Source organism: Bradyrhizobium sp. STM 3843, assembly GCF_000239815.1.
Lineage (GTDB): Bacteria > Pseudomonadota > Alphaproteobacteria > Rhizobiales > Xanthobacteraceae > Bradyrhizobium.
The window spans coordinates 32913-52999 of record NZ_CAFK01000253.1 but is presented as its reverse complement, the minus strand read 5'-3'; the positions used below and the strand labels follow the sequence as shown (position 1 = coordinate 52999).

General features: G+C 64.6%; 19 protein-coding genes. 2 read left to right on the top strand and 17 right to left on the bottom strand.

What is annotated here, in order from left to right; translation table 11 throughout:
• Positions 1 to 29: 29 nt before the first annotated feature.
• The 12 genes from BRAS3843_RS25865 to BRAS3843_RS25810 form a co-directional block, all read right to left on the bottom strand.
• A complete protein-coding gene (locus BRAS3843_RS25865; protein ID WP_008972049.1) occupies positions 30 to 848 on the bottom strand; it encodes an aldo/keto reductase in 819 nt (272 codons plus the stop codon).
• 227 nt (positions 849 to 1075) lie between these two features.
• Complete coding sequence (locus BRAS3843_RS25860) at positions 1076 to 1582, bottom strand: hypothetical protein (RefSeq protein WP_008972048.1); 507 nt, start codon at positions 1580 to 1582, stop codon at positions 1076 to 1078.
• 223 nt (positions 1583 to 1805) lie between these two features.
• Positions 1806 to 2933, bottom strand: a complete 1128-nt coding sequence (locus tag BRAS3843_RS25855; protein WP_008972047.1) for a mandelate racemase/muconate lactonizing enzyme family protein — start codon at positions 2931 to 2933, stop codon at positions 1806 to 1808.
• An 8-nt stretch (positions 2934 to 2941) separates the two neighbouring features.
• A complete protein-coding gene (locus BRAS3843_RS25850) occupies positions 2942 to 3823 on the bottom strand; it encodes an aldose 1-epimerase family protein (protein ID WP_008972046.1) in 882 nt (293 codons plus the stop codon).
• A gap of 204 nt (positions 3824 to 4027) precedes the next feature.
• The gene (locus BRAS3843_RS25845) at positions 4028 to 5074 is read right to left on the bottom strand and encodes an ABC transporter permease (protein WP_083841436.1); all 1047 of its coding nucleotides are present in this window, start codon (positions 5072 to 5074) and stop codon (positions 4028 to 4030) included.
• Positions 5071 to 6588 carry a sugar ABC transporter ATP-binding protein gene (locus BRAS3843_RS25840; protein WP_008972043.1) on the bottom strand — a complete coding sequence of 506 codons (1518 nt, stop codon included), beginning with the start codon at positions 6586 to 6588 and terminating at the stop codon, positions 5071 to 5073. The genes BRAS3843_RS25845 and BRAS3843_RS25840 overlap by 4 nt, the downstream gene beginning before the upstream one ends.
• Positions 6589 to 6655: 67 nt before the next feature.
• The gene (gene torT / locus BRAS3843_RS25835; protein ID WP_008972042.1) at positions 6656 to 7717 is read right to left on the bottom strand and encodes a TMAO reductase system periplasmic protein TorT; all 1062 of its coding nucleotides are present in this window, start codon (positions 7715 to 7717) and stop codon (positions 6656 to 6658) included.
• Between the two features lie 64 nt (positions 7718 to 7781).
• Positions 7782 to 8753, bottom strand: coding sequence for a biotin-dependent carboxyltransferase family protein (locus tag BRAS3843_RS25830; RefSeq protein ID WP_008972041.1), 972 nt, complete (start codon positions 8751 to 8753; stop codon positions 7782 to 7784).
• Complete coding sequence (locus BRAS3843_RS25825; RefSeq protein ID WP_008972040.1) at positions 8750 to 9619, bottom strand: allophanate hydrolase subunit 1; 870 nt, start codon at positions 9617 to 9619, stop codon at positions 8750 to 8752. The genes BRAS3843_RS25830 and BRAS3843_RS25825 overlap by 4 nt, the downstream gene beginning before the upstream one ends.
• Entirely contained in the window at positions 9619 to 11001 is a 1383-nt protein-coding gene (locus tag BRAS3843_RS25820; protein WP_008972039.1) for an acetyl-CoA carboxylase biotin carboxylase subunit, read from the bottom strand. Before BRAS3843_RS25820 ends, BRAS3843_RS25825 begins: the two co-directional genes overlap by 1 nt.
• Complete coding sequence (locus BRAS3843_RS25815; protein WP_008972038.1) at positions 10998 to 11240, bottom strand: acetyl-CoA carboxylase; 243 nt, start codon at positions 11238 to 11240, stop codon at positions 10998 to 11000. Before BRAS3843_RS25815 ends, BRAS3843_RS25820 begins: the two co-directional genes overlap by 4 nt.
• Before the next feature lie 6 nt (positions 11241 to 11246).
• Positions 11247 to 12041: a 5-oxoprolinase subunit PxpA gene (locus BRAS3843_RS25810; RefSeq protein WP_008972037.1), complete on the bottom strand. Its 795-nt coding sequence runs from the start codon at positions 12039 to 12041 to the stop codon at positions 11247 to 11249.
• Between the two features lie 284 nt (positions 12042 to 12325).
• Between BRAS3843_RS25810 and BRAS3843_RS25805 the strand changes: the two genes are divergently transcribed.
• Positions 12326 to 13231, top strand: coding sequence for a LysR family transcriptional regulator (locus BRAS3843_RS25805; protein ID WP_008972036.1), 906 nt, complete (start codon positions 12326 to 12328; stop codon positions 13229 to 13231).
• Between the two features lie 176 nt (positions 13232 to 13407).
• Complete coding sequence (locus tag BRAS3843_RS25800) at positions 13408 to 14604, top strand: amidohydrolase family protein (protein ID WP_008972035.1); 1197 nt, start codon at positions 13408 to 13410, stop codon at positions 14602 to 14604.
• A 194-nt stretch (positions 14605 to 14798) separates the two neighbouring features.
• Here BRAS3843_RS25800 and BRAS3843_RS25795 read toward each other — a convergent pair whose 3' ends face one another.
• From BRAS3843_RS25795 to BRAS3843_RS25775, 5 genes are all read right to left on the bottom strand, one after another.
• The gene (locus BRAS3843_RS25795) at positions 14799 to 15290 is read right to left on the bottom strand and encodes a MarR family winged helix-turn-helix transcriptional regulator (protein WP_008972034.1); all 492 of its coding nucleotides are present in this window, start codon (positions 15288 to 15290) and stop codon (positions 14799 to 14801) included.
• Positions 15291 to 15301: 11 nt separating this feature from the next.
• Complete coding sequence (locus BRAS3843_RS25790; protein WP_008972033.1) at positions 15302 to 16006, bottom strand: ABC transporter ATP-binding protein; 705 nt, start codon at positions 16004 to 16006, stop codon at positions 15302 to 15304.
• Positions 16003 to 16794, bottom strand: coding sequence for an ABC transporter ATP-binding protein (locus BRAS3843_RS25785; RefSeq protein ID WP_008972032.1), 792 nt, complete (start codon positions 16792 to 16794; stop codon positions 16003 to 16005). The genes BRAS3843_RS25790 and BRAS3843_RS25785 overlap by 4 nt, the downstream gene beginning before the upstream one ends.
• A complete protein-coding gene (locus BRAS3843_RS25780) occupies positions 16791 to 18677 on the bottom strand; it encodes an ABC transporter permease (RefSeq protein ID WP_008972031.1) in 1887 nt (628 codons plus the stop codon). The genes BRAS3843_RS25785 and BRAS3843_RS25780 overlap by 4 nt, the downstream gene beginning before the upstream one ends.
• A 166-nt stretch (positions 18678 to 18843) precedes the next feature.
• Entirely contained in the window at positions 18844 to 20046 is a 1203-nt protein-coding gene (locus BRAS3843_RS25775; RefSeq protein ID WP_035982767.1) for an ABC transporter substrate-binding protein, read from the bottom strand.
• Positions 20047 to 20087: the final 41 nt, after the last annotated feature.

The window sequence follows — 20087 nt, the reverse complement described above, 5'->3', positions numbered from 1 at the left end:
GCGCTCGCGTTGTTCGAGCCAGAGGCTGATCAGTCCCAATCCGGCGCAAAGCCGGGATTGACGAAGCGCCTGTCCTTGGGCAGCGCGGCGATGAGCTTGCGGTCTTCATCATCCAGTTGAAGCTTGAGCGCGTCGAGATTGGCCTGCTGGCTCTCTTTGCGCGCAGCCTTCGGAATGGCCGCTACCCCCTTCTGATCCAACAGCCATTTCAGCGCGACCTGCGCCGCGCCCGCGTTGTGCTTCCTGCCGATGGCGATCAGGGTCTCGTCGGAAGCGGCGCGGCCCTGCGCGAGCGGGCAATAGGCCACCAGCGGGATCGCGCGCGCGGCCATGTAGCGCATGACCTCGCTCTGATCCAGCATCACATGATATTCGATCTGGTTGCAGGCGATCGGCGCCTTGATCTCCTCGACCGCCTGTTTGAGCAAGGCCACCGTAAAATTGGCCACGCCGATCGCGCGGGTGCGTCCCTGCTCCTTCAGCGCCATCAGCGTATCGAGTGCGGCCGGAAGATTCATGCCCTTGACCGGCCAATGGACCAGATAGAGGTCGACGAAGTCGAGGCGGAGCTTCCTCAGGCTGGTATCGAAGGCACGGCGGATCGCATCGGGCGCGAGGTTCTCCGGCCAGACCTTTGTCGTGACATGCAATTCCTGGCGCGGCACGCCGGCGGCGGCAAGCGCCGCCCCGACCGCATCCTCATTGGCATACATCTCGGCGGTGTCGATATGGCGGTAGCCGAGCGCAAGCGCGCTCTCGACCGCCTCGCGGCAGACGGTGCCCTGCATGCGATAGGTGCCCAGCCCCAGCCGCGGCAGGCTGATGCCCTGGGTCTCGATGGTGTCCATGGGAGTTCCTTGGAGAAGAGGCTCGCGCCACCGGCGTGAAGAGCGGAACGAACCATGGCGACGGCGGATAGATCAATGCTCTTTGAAGATCAAACCCTTGGCGGGACGGGTTTCAACCTGCCTGCGAACGGGCTCGACAGATCCGAACCCGGCCACAACCAACGTTAACTATGATCGTGGGCATGAAGTTCCAAGGCCGTGGCAGCCAGTTTGATGGACGCTGCGCCTCATCTCCAGTTGCAGATCGCACCATTGCCGGGTTTGCAGGGCCAGGTCTGGATCCTTGTATCCATCGCCTGCGCATCCAGCGGATTGTTGCGGCGGTGTGCAAGCTTGGTGCGAGCCGCCCCACGCGGCCGCAGCGTCATAGCTGGGTCGGCTGACGCGATGCGCGAGCTGGCCTGCGGCACCTCATGCGACTTGGCATGTAGCACCTCATGTGACGTGTCATGAGACTTGTCATGAGACTTGGCCAGGTGAATGCGCCGTGTCGCCACCGCGCGCGGCACATCAGCCTTGCTGTCGGGCTGCGCTGCCTCGGCCGCGTGATCGGCCTTTGCCTCCGCCGGAACCGGCGCGAAATGCGTCTCCGGTCCGAGCGGGGTCGGCGACAGCAGCGCCTTGGACAGATCGAGCTGCAAGAAATCGTCCGGACGGTACTCGTCCGCCAGCGCCGCCGCCCCAGTCAGCAGCGCAGCACCCGTCAGCAGTGTAAACAGACTTTTCAGGACCATCGCTTCCTCCTGAATGCGCGTAACCCCATACGCGCCCCCTGCCTTGCGAGATCAAAGTCGCCGGGGCTGTTATCCGGGTCCCGGTGCAATATCCCGAGAACGGTCAGCCTGTTTTGGACAGTCTATCAGCACCCCACGGCTATGCCGCTTGATCTAGGTGACGGCCGCGCCATTTCCAGACGTCAATTAAAAATCAAGGTTAACCGGCGCGGGAACGCGCTGCTCACCAGATCCTGTGGGCTTCGATCGCAGCGAAGTCGGGCTGGATGCCGATCCCCGCGGCCTCACTCAGGGTGACGGCACCGTCGCTGATCTTAGCGACCGGTCCTGAGAGCAGATCGCGTAGCGGGTTGTCATTGGCATCGACCTCCAGCAATCCGTCGCCGCCGACCCCGGCGAGCAGATGCGCCGAGGCCAAGAGGCCGATGCCGCCACCGAGATAATGCGGGCAGAACGTCTTGCCTGCCTTGCGGATCTCGCGCGCGATTGTCACGCCGAGCGAGAGACCGCCCCATTTTGCCACGTCAAGCTGGACGACCCCCAGCACATCGTCGCCAAGCGCCTGGGTGAAGCCGGCGCGACTTGCGATGTTCTCGCCGGCGGCGAGGGGCGTGCCGATGCGGTTCCGCAGCGCCTGCCATTCCGACCAGGGCCGGTCGGCCCGAATAGGCTCCTCCAGCCAGGCGAGATCAAATGAGGCAAGCTCGGGCGCGAGTCGCACGGCCTGGTCCAACGACCAGCCCTGGTTGACATCCGCGGCCTGAATGCCGTCGCCGACGGCGTCACGCAGGGACGCAAGATTGGCGCGATCGGACACCAGCTCGAAGCCGATCTTCAGCTTCAGCGCACGATGGCCGCGTTCGAGCGCAGCCTCCGCGGTGGCGCGCGCCCCGGCCGGGTTGATGCCGCTGGCATAGACCCGGATGGTCGGTCCGCTGCCGCCGAGCAGGCGCCACAACGGCTTGCCTTCCCGGCGCGCAAACAGGTCCCAGACCGCGAGATCGATGCCGGCGATCGCCTGGGCAAATGGACCCGCCTCCCCGCTCTGCAGCGCGAGCACGGCGGTCCCTTCCGTCAGGCGCTCGAACAGCTGGAGCGGTTCGGCGGCGCTGCATCCGATGACTGCCGGCGCCAGCACCTCGTTGAGGAGCCGCGTGCGGTGCTCGGCGCCGGGCGCCGGAAAATTGCACCAGGCTTCACCGAAGCCGGCGACGCCGTCCTCGTCCTCGACCCGCACGAACACCGCGGGCCGGTTCAGCATGGTGCCAAACGAGGTGACGACCGGCGTCTGCAGCGGATAGCGATAGCAGAATGCCTCGAGCTTGCGGATCGTGAAGGGAGAGGCCGTCATCGGTCAGCTCAAATGGCTTCATGAGCTTTGATGCGGAGCGCCAAAGTCTCCGCGGTACCCGGCGCGATATGCATCAGCCCCGGCTTGTCGATGAACTCGCCATCAAAGCCGACCGGGCTGGCATAGCCGCGCCATGGCTCGATGCACAAGAACGGCGCGCCTGACGGCTTCGACCAGATGCCGAGCTCGCGAAAGCCCTCCCAGCCGACGCTGAGCCCCGGTCCGCCGGGTCCGATATAGCTGAGCACCGTGCTGCGCGGCGCATCGAGAATGATCGCGTCCTCCTCGAACAGGCGCTCCGACAGCGTCAGCATGTTGCCCTGGATCGGTGACGGCTCAGGTTCCGGTCGCATCAGCCCGCCGGACAGTCGCCGGATTGGCGCGGTTTCATCCTCGGTGAAGATCAAGACAGAGTCCTGCTTCGACGCACCGGGTGTGAGCGGCCAGTTGAACGCCGGATGCGCGCCGAACGATGCCAGCAAAATCTCCTCGCCGGGATTTTCGATCTCGACCTTGGCCTCCAGGTTCTCCGCACCGACCCTGAAGGCGATTGTCAGGCGAAAGGCGAAGGGATAGCGCGCCCGTGTGGCCTCGCTGTCGGTGAGCTGCAATGTGCAGGATTGCGTCGTCTGCTCCAGCCAATCGAAGCGGAGATCGCGGGCAAAGCCGTGCTGTGTCAGCGGATAGGTCTTGCCCCGATGACGCAACTGATCATTCTTGAGGCGACCGACGATCGGAAACAGCCAGGGCGCATGGCGCGGCCATTCCGGGCCGGCCTGCCAGAGCAGCTCGAGACCGCCAGCCGTTGTCAGCGAGCACAGCTCGGCACCGTCGGCTTTGATGGTCGCCGCGATGCCGCCGGCAGAGATCGTGTGCCTGTCGTCCATCATGCCTCTCCGCGCCAGAACGCCGTCTGCAGCGGCAGTTGATGCCGGATCATGGCGACCCCGTCCACCACCTGCAAGCCGCGTGCGGCGGCCGTCTGCATCAATTCGGCACGGCGGTGGAGGATGGTTCTCGAACCGGGCGGAAGGCCCGACCTGGTCACGCAGCGCAAAGAGGGCCCGCTTGCGTGGCCTGGTCAGGTTGAGGACCTATCGCTCTCCGACCAGCAGCCGGTAGCGGACCTGATCGAGAATGACGGCTAGCACGAGCAGCGATCCCAACAGCACCATCTGCATGTAGGAGCCGATCTGCGCGATGTTCATGCCGTTCTGCAGGAGCACGATGAAGAAGCCGCCGAGCACGACATTCTCGACCCGGCCGATCCCGCCATGCAGGGAGACCCCGGCGATGACACAGGCCGCAATCGACTCCAGCGCGATGGTGCCGCCGAGATTGGTCTCGCCGGAGCCGACCCGCGCCGTCAGCAGCAGGCCGGCGATCGAGGCCAATAGCGCACACAGCGCGTAGGCGGTGAACAGAACCTTGGTGGTGTTCACGCCCGAGAGGCGCGCTGCCTTGATGTTGCCGCCGACCGCCTGGACGTGCTTGCCAAAACGGGTGCGGTTCATGACCAGCCAGATCACGGCCGCCGCGACGATAGCGATCAGCACCGGCACCGGAACATCCAGGATGCGGCCGAAGCCGAGCAGATCGCCGAACTCATAGGGCACGCCCGAGACCGGCACGCCGCCGGTGAGGAAGAGCGCGATGCCGGCGCCGACCGACTGCACGCCGAGCGTCATGATGAAGGGCGACACGCCGAACACAGCAATGCCGAGCCCGTTCAGGCAGCCGATCACCAGCGCCGCGGCGAAGCCGGCACAACAACCAAGCACGATCACGAGCCAGACCAGGTCGGGCGACAACATGTGCGACAGCGCCACCATGACGATCGCCGAAACGACGGAGGTGAGCGCGATCGCCGTGCCGACCGACAGATCGAAGCCGCCGGTGACCAGCGCCAGCATCTGCCCGAGCGAGACCAGGATCAGATAGACCGATTGCCGCGCCACGTTGGTGAGGTTCTGCAGCGCCAGGAATTCACGCGACACCAGCGAGAATGCGATGATGGTGGCGACCAGGAAGAAAGGCAGCACCCCGACCCGCAGGAAGACCGAGCGCAACGCCGAAAGCGCGGCATTCGGGCGGCGCAACGCCGTATCGTCCTCGACGGCGGTTGTTGTTGGCATGCTCACGCCGCCTTCTCCGTATCAGCAAAAAAGTGTTTCAGCACGTTCTCTTCCGTGATCGCCTCGCCCGAGAGTTCGGCCGAGATGCGCCCCTTGGCGAACACCAGCAAGCGGTGGGAGAGATTCATCACTTCGGGCAGGTCGGATGAAATCACCACGACGGCCTTGCCGGCCTCAGCGATCTGCTTGATCAGCTGGTACAGCGCGATGCGCGTGCCCATGTCGACGCCGACCGTCGGCTCGTCGAAGATGTAGACGTCGCGGTCATTGCCAAAGCCCTTGCCGAACAGCACCTTCTGCTGATTGCCGCCGGACAGCTTCGACACCGCACGGTCCATTGCACCTTGGGCGATGCCGACCTTGTCGCCGATCACGTCCGTCAGCGCGCGGCTGCGCCGCGGAGCAATGAAGCCGAACAGTCCCGTGACATCGGCGCGATCGAGCAAACTGAGCTCGATATTGCCCCGCGCGCTCGCGGTCATCTGCAAGCCCTCGCTCTTGCGATCGGACGGCAGGAAGAACACGCCCGCCTTCAACAGCGCCCGCGTGGTTGCGCCGGTGACGTCGCCCCCCTTCAAAGTGACCTTGCCGGCGCGCAAGGGCTGCAATCCCATTGCCGCACGCCAGATCCGCGATTTGCCGCTGCCGACCAGGCCAGCGCACCCGAGCACCTCGCCGGCCCGAACCTGGAGACTCGCGCCAAGCACGCCGGCGGTGCGGATCTCCTCAAGGGTCATCACGACCGGAGCGTCCGTGCGGCGGGCGATCTTCGGATAGATCTGATCGACGGCGCGTCCGGTCATCAGCTCGATCAGCTCGCGCTCCGAGGTCGCGCGCGCAGGGACCGTCGCAATCAGCCGGCCATCGCGCAGGATCGAGATGCGGTCAGCGATCTCTGCGAATTCCTGGATGCGATGGGAGATGTAGATGATCCCGACGCCGGCGCTCGCAGCCTTGCCGATGAAGGTGAACAGCCGCTCGGTCTCGCGCTCGGTCAGGGAGGCCGTCGGCTCGTCCAGGATCAGCACGCGCGCATTGGCAAGAAAGGCCTTCGCGATCTCGACCATCTGCTGCTGCGCCCGCGACAGGCTGGAGGCCGGACGCGTGACGTCGATATCGAAATCCAGCTCGGCAAAGAGACCTTGCGCACCTCTGATCATCGCACCTCGATCGAGGAACGGACCACGCTGGAGCTCGCGGCCAAGATAGAGATTCTCGAACACCGGCAAGGTCGGGACCAGCGAGAACTCCTGGAACACGGTGCCGATGCCGGCTTCGGTCGCATCATGGACGGAGTGGAAGTTCACCTCGGCGCCGTCGATGTGGATGGAGCCGGCGGTCGGCCGGAACACGCCGGAGAGGATGGAGATCAGCGTCGACTTGCCGGCGCCGTTCTCGCCGAACAGCACATGGACCTCGCCGCGCTCGACCTTGAGATGGACGCCGCTGAGCGCCTTGACGCCCGGAAACTCCTTCGAGATTCCGGTCATCTCGACCAGCGGTGCAGCTCTGCTGTGCATGGCCCTGCCCTTTCGATGCGGCCCTGCCCCGTCAGGGAACAGGAGCAGAGCCGCATCCACCCCTCGCTTAGTTGAAGACGGGCTTGAAGCCGTCAGGGGGAAGAATGTTCGCCTGCGGCACGGTGGCGATGTTGGTGGAATCCACCACGAAGATCTTGGGACCGACGTGCTTCACATAGTCCTTGCCTTCGAGGATACGCACCGCCTGGTCGACCGCGATGCGGCCCTGGATCACCATGGAGTCCGCGGGCGCCGCCATGATGAGACCCCGCTTGATGCCTTCATAGACGCCGGGCGTCATGTAGAAGGCGAGCAGGTCGACCTTGCCCTTCAAGCCGCGCTCGCGGATCAGGCCCTGCGCCGCCTCCGCGGTCACGGCCGTGCCCGCGACATAGCGGATGTTGGGCGCCGCCTGCAGCGCGTCCTCGACCAGCTTGGCCTGCACCTCCTTGCCGGTATCGCCATATTTCGGCTCCAGCACCTTGATCGCCGAGCCCTTCACCGCATCCATGAAGCCCTTATTGGCGGCCTCGACCCACCCGGCGCCGGCCGGGCCCGGGAACCAGCCGACCACGACCTCGGCCGAACCCGCGGGATGCTTCTTGGCGAGATAGGCCCCGGTCTCGGCGCCCATCGTGTAGAACGACACCAGCGACTTTGCCGAAATGTCCGGCGAGGAGATGCCGTTGACGAGATCGATCACCGGAATCTTCTTCTTGGCGATCTCGCCGATCACCTTGTTCAAGCCGTCCGCCGAGATGGCGCCGATGATCACCGCGTCCGAGCCGCTGGCGACGCAATCCTCGATCTGCGAGATCTGCTTGTTGAGCTCGGTGTAGCCGCCGGCTTCCACCAGGTTCATCTTGACGCCAAGGCGCTTGGCCTCTTCCGCCACGCCGTAATCGACGCCCAGCCAATAAGCGTCCTTCATATGCGGGAAGGAGACGCACAGCTTCCACGGCTTGGAGGCTTTCTCCAGCGGCACATAGCTCACATCGGACGATTTGCCATCCGCCGCGAACGGCGGATCGATCTTGGCCGCATCGTAAGGATACCAGTCGGCGGCATGAGCCGCTCCAGCCATCACCAGCGCCGTCGACGCCAGCAGCACTCGCACAAAACTCGTCATCGATTTTCCCCTTATCATCTCAGTCATGAAAACATCGGCCCTCACCTGCCCGCGCCTGTTGCGGTCAGGTCAAGGCCGCCCGGATCTTCTGCAGAAGGGTCTTGCGCTCGGCGCGCGCGGCAAGCGCGCCGTCCATGTCGATCTCGACGAAACGCGTCGGCATGTTCGGCTGCAGCTGGCCGATCAGGTCCATGTCCGCGGAGATGACGGTGCCGACCATGAAGTAGCCGCCGCCGGACACTGCATCGCGATGCAGAATGATCGGCTCCTTGCCGCCGGGCACCTGGATCGAGCCATAGGGATAGCAGCTGTCGACGATGTTGGACGGATCGGAGCCGGCGCCGAACGGCTGCTCGCGCTCGACGAATTTGAGCGCCTGGCCGCCACGGAAACGGTAGCCCATGCGATCGGCTTCCGGCGCGACCTTCCATTGGTCGGCGAAGAAGCTCTGCTGCGATTCCGGGAGGATGCGATGCCAATAGAGCCCGGGCAGCACCCGCAATTCGGCGGGATGGCCGGGCTTGCGGCGCAGTGTCTCCGGCACGCTCGCGCCCACTTTGCCGTCCGCCGCCTTGCCGACGGGCAGTTCGTCGCCAGCAGCGATGGCGCGCCCCTTGAATCCGCCGAGCGCGCCGATCGGATAGGTCGAGCGGCTGCCGAGCGCTGAAGGCACGTCGATGCCGCCGGCGGCAGCGATGTAGATGCGCGCGCCGCTCTTGAGATAATCGAAGCTGAGCACCTGCCCCGCTTTCACCTCCAGCGAGGTCCAGCCCGGCTGCTCCTCGCCATCGAGCTTGATCGGCATCTCGGCGCCGGTGATCGCGATGCGGCCCGCTCGTGTAAATTCAAGCTGCGGGCCGATGAACACGGCCTCCAGGCATGCCGCGCCTTCGTCATTGCCGACAAGCATGTTCGCCGCGCGCAGCGCCAGGCGGTCCATGGCGCCGCCGATCGGAATCCCCAGATGGAAATAGCCGGGGCGGCCGAGATCCTGGACGGTGGTCGACAGGCCCGGATGAAGCACCTTGATGGTCATGACAGCGCCCCCTCCAGCCTGGCGTTGTAGCCGGTCATGTCCTTTTGGAATTCGCGGAAGTCGAAGGTGACGTCGCGCATCAAGGGCGCGAACCGTCCGGCGTCGACATCTGCCACGGCCTGCTCATAGGCGGCCTTATCGATCGGCTTGAACTTGACGATGTCGCCCGGCCGGAAGAACACCATGAAGTCGCGCAAATACCCGATCTTCTGCTCGGGATCGAAGATCGGCATCGGGGTGATGCCGAACATCTGATAGCCGCCGGCGCCGCGCACTGAATAGATGCAGGAGAAGCAGCCGCCGTGGCCAATGGTGAGCTTCGGCGTGTCGGTGCGCGGCCGCAGATATTTCGGCACCTGCAGCTGCTTGGCGCGCTCGACCATCTGGTACATGAACGGCAGGCCCGCGACGAAGCCGACCATCGAGACGAACCAGGGCGAGCCGCTATGCGCCTTGACGAAGGCATCGACGTCGGCGAGGCCGTTGATGCGTGCGGCATATTCGAGATCGGTGGCTGTCGGGTCCTGATGGCGCTCGCGAAAGCGCATCAAGGTCTCATGCGTCCAGGGATCCTGATAGAACACCGGGATCTCGATGATGCGGGTCTTGATGACTGGCTCGGTGTTGGCTGCCGCGCTCTCGATCGCCTGCACCTCTTTCAGAATATCGTTCGGCTTGATCACATCGGGATCAAACTTGATCTGAAACGAAGCATTGGCGGGACAGATCTCCGTGACGCCCTTGATATCGGCGTCGCGGATCGCATTCGTCATCGACAGGCTCTTGAAGAAGGCGTCGAGCGACATCGCCTCGTCACATTCGACGAAGAGATGCTCATCGCCCCCGAAGGAGTAGCGGGTCGTCATCAGGCGTTCTCCCTGGCGCCGGCAAGCTGCGCAAAGTCGGTCTCGAGCCATGGCTCGAGGAAGCGGGTGTGGGTGCGGCCGTCCTTCACGCTTGGATCGCGCGCCAGCGCCGCGTGGAGCGGAATGGTGGTCGGAATACCTGAGATCACGAGGCGATCGAGCGCGCTGCGCAGCCGCGCCAGGCAATCGGCGCGATCGTGGCCGTGCACGATCAGCTTGCCGAGCAGCGAGTCGTAAAACGGCGGCACGGCATAGCCTTCGAACAGCATCGTATCGAAGCGAATGCCCTCCCCGTTCGGCACCTCGAGCGTTTCGATCGTACCCGGCGCCGGCATGAAGGCCTTGTGCGGGTCCTCGGCATTGATCCGGCACTCGATCGCGTGGCCCTGGATGCTGATCTGGTCCTGGGTCACCGAGAGCTTGTCGCCGGCGGCGATACGCAACATCTCCTGCACCAGGTCGATCCCGGTGATCATCTCGGTGACGGGATGCTCGACCTGAATGCGGGTGTTGACCTCGATGAAATAGAACTGCTGTGTCGCGTCGTCATAGAGATATTCGACCGTACCCGCGCCGCTGTAGCCGACGGAGCGCGCCAGCGCGACCGCGCTGTCGCACAGCCGCGCGCGGACGTCCTCGGGCAGGCCGATCGCGGGCGCCTCCTCCCACACCTTCTGTCGGCGACGTTGCAGCGAGCATTCGCGCTCGAAACAGTGCACGACGGTCTCGCCGTCGCCGAGGATCTGCACCTCGACATGGCGGGCGCGCTCGATCACCTTCTCGATATAGAGCCCGCCATCGCCGAACGCGGCTGCCGCTTCGCTGGAGGCCTGCGGAAACTGCCGCGCGAACTCGTCCGCGTTCTGCACGATGCGGATGCCGCGGCCACCGCCGCCGGCCGCCGCCTTCGCCATCACGGGAAAACCGATGCGCGCCGCAATTGCGCTCGCCTCGTCAAGATCAGCGACGCGGCCCTCCGAGCCCGGCACGGTCGGCACGCCCGCTCTCGCGGCCGCCTGCCGCGCCATCACCTTGTCGCCCAGAAGCCTGATCGCAGCTCCGCTCGGTCCGACGAACCGGATCCCCGCCGCCACGACCGCATCAGCGAAATCGGCATTCTCGGCCAGGAAGCCGTAGCCGGGATGCACGGCGTCGACCTTGGCCGCCTTCGCGGCATTCACGACAGCATCGATGTTGAGATAGGATTTCTTCGCCGCCGGTGGCCCGATCTCGACCGTCTCATCGGCGAGCTGCGCGGCCAGCGATCCCGCATCGGCGACACTGTGCGCCAGGACGGTGCGCAGGCCCAGCGCCTTCGCCGCACGGATGATCCGCACTGCGATCTCGCCCCGGTTTGCGATCAGGACCGAGCGCAAGGTCATGCCTCGACCTCGGCGATCGGCTGCCCCGCCATCACAGCATCGGCATCATCGACGATGAAGCGGATCGCTTTGCCGGACAGGCCCGCCTTCACCTCGTGGAACGATTTCATCACCTCGACCAGACCGATCACGTCATCGGCGGATACGGTGTCGCCATCGTTCTTGAACGGTGCGCTCTCCGGCGATGGCTTGCGGTAGAACACGCCGGGCAGCGGCGATTTGATCTCTGTCTTGCTCATGGGGCACTATTCGCTTTGCTGTTTCTGAGGGACGATCTCCGAGACGGGTGCGATCCGAACGCCGTTCTTGATCAGCGTCTGCCGCATCACGCTGGCGATCTCGTACGACCCCGGCGTATCCGAATGGAAGCAGATGGATTCGAAGGCGATGTCGATATCCTCACCCTCGATGGTGCGGACCTTGCCGGTCTGACAGGCGCGCAACGCCCGGTCGGCCACCGCCTGCGAATCGAGCTTCATGCCGTGACGCGTGAACACGATCGCGCCTGAGCGGTCGTAATCGCGGTCGGCGTAGAACTCGCGGATCACCGGCTGGCCGGCTTCGACCGCGACGCGATAGGTCACCGAGATGTCCATGCAGAATACGAACGAGTTCGGTGCGACCGTCCGCATCAGCTTGATGAAAGAGCGGGACAGTTGCTCGTTGGCGGCAAGCTCCATGTAGAGCGCGCCGTGCGGCTTGACGTGCTGCAGCGTGCCACCATGGCGGCGCGCGAACTCGCGCAAGGCGCCGATCTGGTAGACGATGTCATTGACGATTTCGTCGCTGGAGCCGTCGATCCGCCGACGGCCGAACCCTTGCAGGTCGCGATAAGCGGGATGAGCACCGATGCCGACGCCGTGCTGCGTGGCGAGCCGGACCGTCGCGTCCATCAGATTGGGGTCGCCGGCATGAAAGCCGGCAGCGATATTGGCCGAACTGATCAGCTCCATCAGCCTGGCGTCCTCGGCGTCGCTCAGCCGCCATTGGCCGAACGCCTCGCCCAGATCGCAATTGATATCGACGACTTTGACCGGCACGGATGCTTCCCCTTCACTTGGTGCGTTCGGAAGCCGAAGCTTGGAGACGCAGGCGGGAACGTTAGGGGCGCCGGCCATCATTGAAAATTATTATTGTTGGAATTTCATTTTCTGCTTTTCAGATATGAAAATGATCAGCCCTTGTGCGGGGCAGCGAACCATTTCATTGAATATACACATGTATTTGTGCCGCCCTTTTGCCGTGCAGCGTGCACAAGGAATGCGCTATTTGTCTTTTTTGAAGCCTGCGGCCTATACTATCTGATCTTTTGATGGAGTTTTGCGTGTCGATCAGCCTGCGGCAGATCCGCTATTTCGTCGCCACCGCCGAGCAGGGTCAGATCACCCAGGCCGCCGCCGCGCTGTCGATCTCGCAATCGGCGATCACCACCTCGATCAAGGAGCTGGAAGGGACGGTTGGCGCCGAACTGTTCAGCCGTTCCCCGCAGGGCATGGAGCTGACCGCCGTCGGCCGGCAATTCCTGTTTCACGCCTACGACATCCTGAACAAGGTCGAGGAAGCCACCAGTCTCCGAGTGCCGGCGGATGACGTGCAGGGCAGCCTGACGGTCGCGGCGACCTACACCGTGATCGGCTATTTCCTGCCCAATCATCTGGAGCGGCTGAAGCGCCATTATCCCAGGCTCAATATCCAGCTGTTCGAATTGACGCGCGAGGCGATCGAGGAAGGCCTGCTGTCGAACCGCTATGACATCGCGGTGCTGCTCACCTCGAACGTGCAGAACCCGGATCTCACCATGGAGACCTTGATCGGCTCGCGCCGGCGGCTGTGGGTGCCTTCGAAGCACCCGCTTCTGCAGAAGGAGGCCGTCGGGCTCAAGGACGTCGCTGCCGAGCCCTACATCATGCTGACGGTCGACGAGGCTGCGCACACCTCGCTGAAATATTGGAGCAAGACGCCCTATCAGCCCTCGGTGGTGCTGCGCACATCGTCGGTCGAAGCGGTGCGCTCGATGGTCGCCAATGGCCAGGGCGTCGCCATCCTTTCCGACATGGTGCTGCGGCCGTGGTCGCTGGAAGGCAAGCGCATCGAGACCATCGTGCTGAGCGATCCGGTGCCGGCCATGGATGTCGGCCTGGCCTGGCGCCGCAATGTCGACTTCACCCCGTCGATGGAGGTGTTCCGCTCCTATTTCCGCCAGGCGTTCTACATCCCGACGCTGCGTTGACACCAGTTCGGTTCGCGGCCCGCAAGAACGGCAGCGCGCGCCGAATCTTCGTGCAATGCCGCCGCTTGCCGCATGCACTCATTCGTGTACGAATGAATAAGCAGCTTGATGCTGCGCCGCAGCCCGGCGCAAACTCAGGCGCCAAGCCGCTTCGCGAAGACAGAAGGAACCGTTCCATGGCCCATGACGCGCCGCAAGCCACCGGCCCCAGCAAGCTGGTGATCCGCAATATCGGCTTGATGCTGTCGGGTGCGCTGGAGCGGCCCATCCTGGATGCCGACACCATCGTCGCCGAGAACGGCAAGATCACCGCGATCGGCCGCTTCAAGGATGTCGACACGTCCGGCGCGACCACGATTGTAGATGCGCACGGCACGACGGTGGCGCCGGGCCTGATCGACAGCCACGTGCATCCGGTGGCCGGCGACTGGACGCCGCGGCAGAACCAGATCAACTGGATCGACTCCTATCTGCATGGCGGCGTCACCACCATGATCTCGGCCGGCGAGGTGCACATGCCGGGCCGGCCGCGCGACGTGATCGGGCTGAAGGCCATGGCCGTATTCGCGCAGCGCGCGTTCTGGACCTTGCGGCCCGGCGGCGTGAAGGTGCATGCGGGCGCGCCGGTGATCGAATGCGAGATGGTCGAGGACGACTTCAAGGAGCTGGCCGCGGCCGGCGTCAAGCTGCTCGGCGAGGTCGGCTTGGGCGGTGTCAAGGACGGCCCGACGGCGCGCAAGATGGTCGGATGGGCTCGCAAATACGGCATCCAGAGCACGATCCACACCGGCGGCCCTTCGATCCCCGGCTCCGGCCTGATCGACAAGGATGTCGTGCTCGAAGCCGACACCGACGTGGTCGGCCATATCAATGGCGGCCATACGGCGCTGCCCGACGATCAGATCCGCTGCATCTGCGAGGGCTGCAAGCGCGGGCTCGAGCTGGTGCACAACGGCAATGAGCGCTCGGCGCTGTTCACCCTGCGCACCGCGCGCGAGATGGGTGAGCTCAACCGCGTCATCCTCGGCACCGACGCGCCTGCCGGGTCCGGCGTACAGCCGCTCGGCATTCTCAGAATGATCTCGATGCTGTCCTCGCTCGGCGAGGTGCCGGCGGAGATCGCGTTCTGCTTTGCGACCGGCAACACCGCGCGGATGCGCGCGCTCGAATGCGGCCTGATCGAGGTCGGCCGTTCAGCCGATTTCGTCATCCTCGACAAGGCGCAGCACTCGCCGGCCAAGACGCTGCTCGACAGCGTGCAGCTCGGTGACCTGCCGGGCGTCGGCATGACCATCATCGACGGCATCGTGCGCACCCAGCGCAGCCGCAACACCCCGCCGGCGGAGAAGGTGCCGGAGATCGTGGCGAAGTAGGCCACTCTCACCACCACCGTCATTCCGGGGCAGCCCGCAGGGCTGAACCCGGAATCTCGAAGTTGGCTTGCCGTTCTCTTCCTCCCACATCTCGAGATTCCGGGTTCGCTCGCTTCGCGAGCGCCCCGGAATGACGAGTGTGGCCCAAGCACCGTGTAGCGCTGTCGCGATGTCCCGGAATGACGAGTGTGGGGTCAGCGCAGCCTGTTCAACAGCGCAAGCAAAGTCTCGCGTTCCTTGGCCTCGAGCGGGGCCAGCGTTTCCTTGGAGATCGCCAGCGCGTGCGGCGCGGTCTTGTCCGCCAGTTGCTGACCTGCGCGCGTCAGGCTGACCAGAAGCCGGCGGCCGTCCTGCGGATCCGGGCCGGTCTCGGTGAGGCCGCGCGCCGTCAGTCGATCGATGACGCCCTTGATGGTCGCGACATCCATGGCGGTCAGCCGCCCGAGCTGGTTCTGCGAACAGGGCCCGGTCTCCGCCAGCTTGGACAGCGCCGCCCACTGCGTCGGGGTCAGATTGGTGCCGATATCGCGCGCGAAGATCATGGTGTGGCGCTGCCAGACCTGGCGCAGGATGAAGCCGATCTGCTCGTCCAGGATATAGGGCGTGCGCTGAGCCTTCAACGCAGCCTTAGATTGAGCCTTGGTCGGAGCTTTGACCGATCGTTTCAGCGCGACACTTTTTGCCATCGTATTTGACCTCAGATCGACAGATGCGCGTCGCGGATGTCGGGCCGCGCGTCAAGCTCGGCCATGGTGCCGGAAAAACAGATGCGGCCGCGCTCGATGATATAGGCGCGATCGGAGATCAGCCTGGCGAAATGCAGGTTCTGCTCGGAGACGACCATGGAAACGCCAGCTTTCTTCATGGTGAGGATCGCGTCAACCATCTGCTCCACGATCTTGGGGGACAAGCCCTCCGACGGCTCGTCCAGCAGCACCAGCGAGGGATTGCCCATCAAGGTACGCGCGATGGTCAGCATCTGCTGCTCGCCGCCGCTCATGCGTCCGCCGGGGCGGTTCTTCATCTCGCCGAGATTGGGAAACAGCTGATAGAGCTTCTCGCGGGTCCAATGCGGCGCGTTCGGGCGTTGCGGCTGGCGACCAACCTCGAGGTTTTCCTCGACCGAAAGCTCGGTGAAGATGCGCCGCTCCTCCGGCACGTAGCCGAGGCCGGAGCGCACGATCTCATGCGTCGGGGCCTTCGAGATGTCCCTGCCCTCGAACATGATCTGCCCTTCCCGCAATTCGACCAGGCCGACGATCGAGCGGAAGGTGGTCGACTTGCCGGCGCCGTTGCGGCCGAGCAGCGCCACCACCTCGCCCTCGCCGACCTCGAGGCCGATATCGAACAGGATATGCGCCGGGCCGTAATGGCTGTTGAGGTTGCAGACGCTGAGCTTCATGCCGAGGCTCCCTCGCGGTGCCTGCTGTCATAGAGCAGGCCTTCGCCGAGATATATCGCCTGCACCTCCCGATTGCCGCGGACCTCCGCCGGCGACCCCTGCGCGATCAGGGTGCCGCGGTTGAGCACCAGGATGCGGTCGGCATGCTCGAACACGACATCCATGTCATGCTCGGTGAAGAGCACGCCGATCGACTGCTCGCGCGCGATTTTGGCGGTCAGCCGCATCAGTTCGACCCGCTCGCGCGGCGCCATGCCGGCGGTCGGCTCGTCCATCAGCAGCAGCTTCGGGTGATTGGCAAGCGCGATCGCAAGCTCGAGCCGTTTGAGATCGCCATAGGCGAGCTCGCCGCAGGGACGCTCGGCATAGCCGGCCATGCCGACGAGATCGAGCAGCCGGTCGGCCTCGCCGCGCTCGATGGACGCCATCGGACTCCAGACATCGAACAGTCGCCGATGATAGGACACCAGCGCGACCTGGATGTTCTCGCGCACCGTCATGGTCGGATAGGTCGCGGTGATCTGGAAGGTGCGGCCCACCCCCAGTCGCCAGACCTCGCGCGGCTTGCGGCCGGTGGTGTTCTCGCCCATCACCGAGATGCGCCCGGAGTCCGGCACGTTCTGTCCGTTCAGCATGTCGAAGCAGGTGCTCTTGCCCGCGCCGTTCGGACCGATCAGCGCCAAGATCTCGCCGGCCTGCAGCATGAAGGAGACGCCGCGCACGGCATGAATGCCACCATAGGACTTGGTAAGCCCCTCGACCGAGAGCAGTGCAACCCCGAGACTCATTGCGCGCCCTCCATCTTGGCCGCGAGCACCGGCGATTTCGGCGGCGCTGCACGGCGCCGATACGTGATGCTTTCGAACATGCCGACGATGCCCTTGGGGAACACGACGACGACCAGCACGATGAAGATACCGAGCACGAGCTTGGACAGATCGGTCTGGCTGACCAGCCAGATGTTGAGCGCCTTGTAGACGATGGCCCCGAAGATCGGACCGGCCACGGTCTCCACCCCGCCGAGCAGCACCATCACCAGCGCATCGACCGACAGCGAAATGCCCATGTTGTCGGGAAAGACGCTGCCCTTGAGATAGGCGAACAGCGCCCCGCCGATTCCGGCGGTGCTGCCCGCGACCACGAAGGCGGTCCACTGGATCAGCTTGCCGTTGATGCCGATGGCCTCACTGCGGAGCGGCGAGTCGCGCATGGCGCGCAGCGCATAGCCGAACGGCGAGAAGGTGATCAGGCGCAACGCGCTCACCACCAGCGCGGCAACGCCGAGCGAGAGCCAGTAGAAATGCGACGGCGAGGCCGCCCACTTCTCCGGCCAGACACCGAGGATGCCGTTGTCGCCGCCGGTCACCGCCACCCATTGGAACGCGATCGACCACACGATCTGTGCAAAGGCCAAAGTCAGCATCGCGAAATAGACGCCCGAGAGCTGCACCGCGAACGCGCCGAACACGAGCGCGCCGAGCGTGCCGAGCAGCGGTCCAAGCAAGAGACAGGCGATCATCGGCAGTCCCGCCAGCTTGGCCAGGAAGGCAACGCCATAGGCACCGAGCCCGAAATAGGCGGCGTGGCCAAACGAGGCCAGTCCGCCGACCGCCATCAGGAAATGCAGGCTGGCGGCAAAGATCACGAAAATCGCAATCTCGGCGCCCACCGTCAGCGCATAGTTGCCGCCGACGAAGGGGAGCATCGCCGCAAGCGCGAGCGCGACCAGCGCGGCAAGCCGCTCGAGCGAGGTCAGTGCGCGCCAGGGAATGACGGTCAGGCCCGGCGTGCGGCGCACGGGCGCCTCCTTCTTGCCGAACAGGCCCCAGGGACGCACGACCAGAACCACCGCCATGACCAGGAACACCAGGATCAGCGAGATGGTCGGGAAGATCAGAATGCCGAAGGCGTTGAGCTCGGACACCAGCACGGCCGCGACGAAGGCGCCGAGGATGCTGCCGAGCCCGCCGATCACGACCACGACGAAGACTTCGACGATGATCCGCAGGTCCATCGCGTGATGCACGGCGTCGCGCGGGATCTGCAGCGCACCGCCGAGTGCGGCGAGGAAGACACCGACCGCGAACACGCTGGTGAACAGCCATTTCTGATTGACGCCGAGCGCCGCGACCATGTCACGGTCCTGCGTCGCCGCGCGCACCAGGATGCCCCAGCGGGTGCGCTGGAACAGAAGCCAGAGCGCGCCGAGCACGACCGGGCCGAGCACGATCAGGAACAGATCATAGCTCGGGATGTTCTGGCCGAAGAAATCGACCGCGCCTTTGAAACCCGGCGCGCGGCGACCGAGCAGATCGTCCGGCCCCCAGATCAGGACCACGAGATCCTCGACCATCAATGTCAGTCCGAAAGTCGCAAGCAGCTGGAACAGTTCCGGGGCGTGATAGATGCGACGTAGCAAGAGGATCTCGACGATCACGCCGACCGCCGCGACCACAAGCGCAGCAGCGACAATGCCGCCCCAGAAGCCGAGCGCCCCCGACCAGTGCTCGGTCAAGGTGAACGCAACATAGGCGCCCAGCATATAGAACGCGCCATGGGCAAAGTTCACGATGCGCGTCACGCCGAAGATGATCGACAACCCCGACGCCACCAGAAACAGCGAGGCCGCGCTGGCAAGGCCGGTCAGGAACTGGACGATGTAGAAGGCCATGAGCGGTCCGGGTGACGAAATGCTTGGAATCGGGGCCTCACCCTTCGAGACGGCGCTTCGCGCCTCCTCAGGATGAGGATCAACGGATCATGCTTTCAATCCTCATGGTGAGGAGCGCGGCGCGGGCCGCGCGTCTCGAACCATGAGGCCCTCGTGCCGAGTGAGTTCACTCCTTCGGCCGGAGCTTTTCGACCTCGGCATCGCTGGGCAGGTAGTCCGAACCCTTGCGATAGGCGGCATCGACCATCACGCCCTTGCCGTCCTTCACCGCGGTCTTGCCGACGAAGGCGCCCAGCGTCGACTGGTGATCGATCTTGCGGAAGGTGATCTCGCCGAATGGCGAGGGCACCGAGAGGCCTTCGGCCGCCGCGATCAGCTTGTCGGCGTCGGTCGAGCCGGCCTTGGCCAGGATCGCTGCCGCCGATTTGATGGTCTGGTAGCCGACGATCGAGCCGAGCCGCGGATAATCGTTGTACTTGGCCTGATAGGCCTTCAGGAACGCGTCATGCTCCGGCGTCTTGATCGAGTACCAGGGATAGCCGGTGACGATCCAGCCCTCCGGGGTCTCGTCCTTCAGCGGATCGAGATATTCGGGCTCGCCGGTCAGGAAGCTGACCACGTTGCGTCCCTTGAACAGGCCGCGGGTGTTGCCCTCGCGGACCAGCTTGACCAGGTCAGCGCCGAAGGTGACGTTGAGGATCGCTTCCGGATTTGCGGCGGCCACCGCCTGCACCACCGGGCCCGCATCGATCTTGCCCTGTGGCGGCCACTGCTCGTCGACCCACTGGATGTCCGGCCGCTTCTCCGACAGCAGCTTCTTGAACACGGCCACCGCCGACTGGCCATACTCGTAGTTGGGCGCGATCGTCGCCCAGCGCTTGGCCGGCAGCTTGGCGGCCTCCTCCACCAACATCGCCGCCTGCATGTAGTTCGAAGGACGCAGGCGGAACGTATAGCGATTGCCCTTCGACCAGGTGACCGCGTCGGTCAGGGGTTCAGCGGCCAGGAAGAAGACCTTCTTCTGGTTGGCGAAGTCGCTGACGGCGAGACCGATATTGGAGAGGAAGGTGCCCGCGAGCATTGCGACATTCTCGCTCGACACCAGCTCGTTGGCCGCGGTCTGCGCATCCGCCGGCTTGCCGCCGTCATCCTTGGAGACGACGACGAGCTTCTTGCCATTGATGCCGCCCGCCGCATTGATCTCCTCGACCGCAAGCTGCCAACCTTTGCGATACGGCTCGGTGAAGGCCGGCAACAGCGAGTAGCTGTTGATCTCACCGATCTTGATCACGTCCTCGGCGGCGGCCGTCTTGGCCATGCCGGCCGCGGCGATGGCCAGGCCCGCCGCAAGCAGAAATCTCCGTCGCATCCCTTCAGCCTCCAAATGTTGAACGATTATTCTTTTGAACA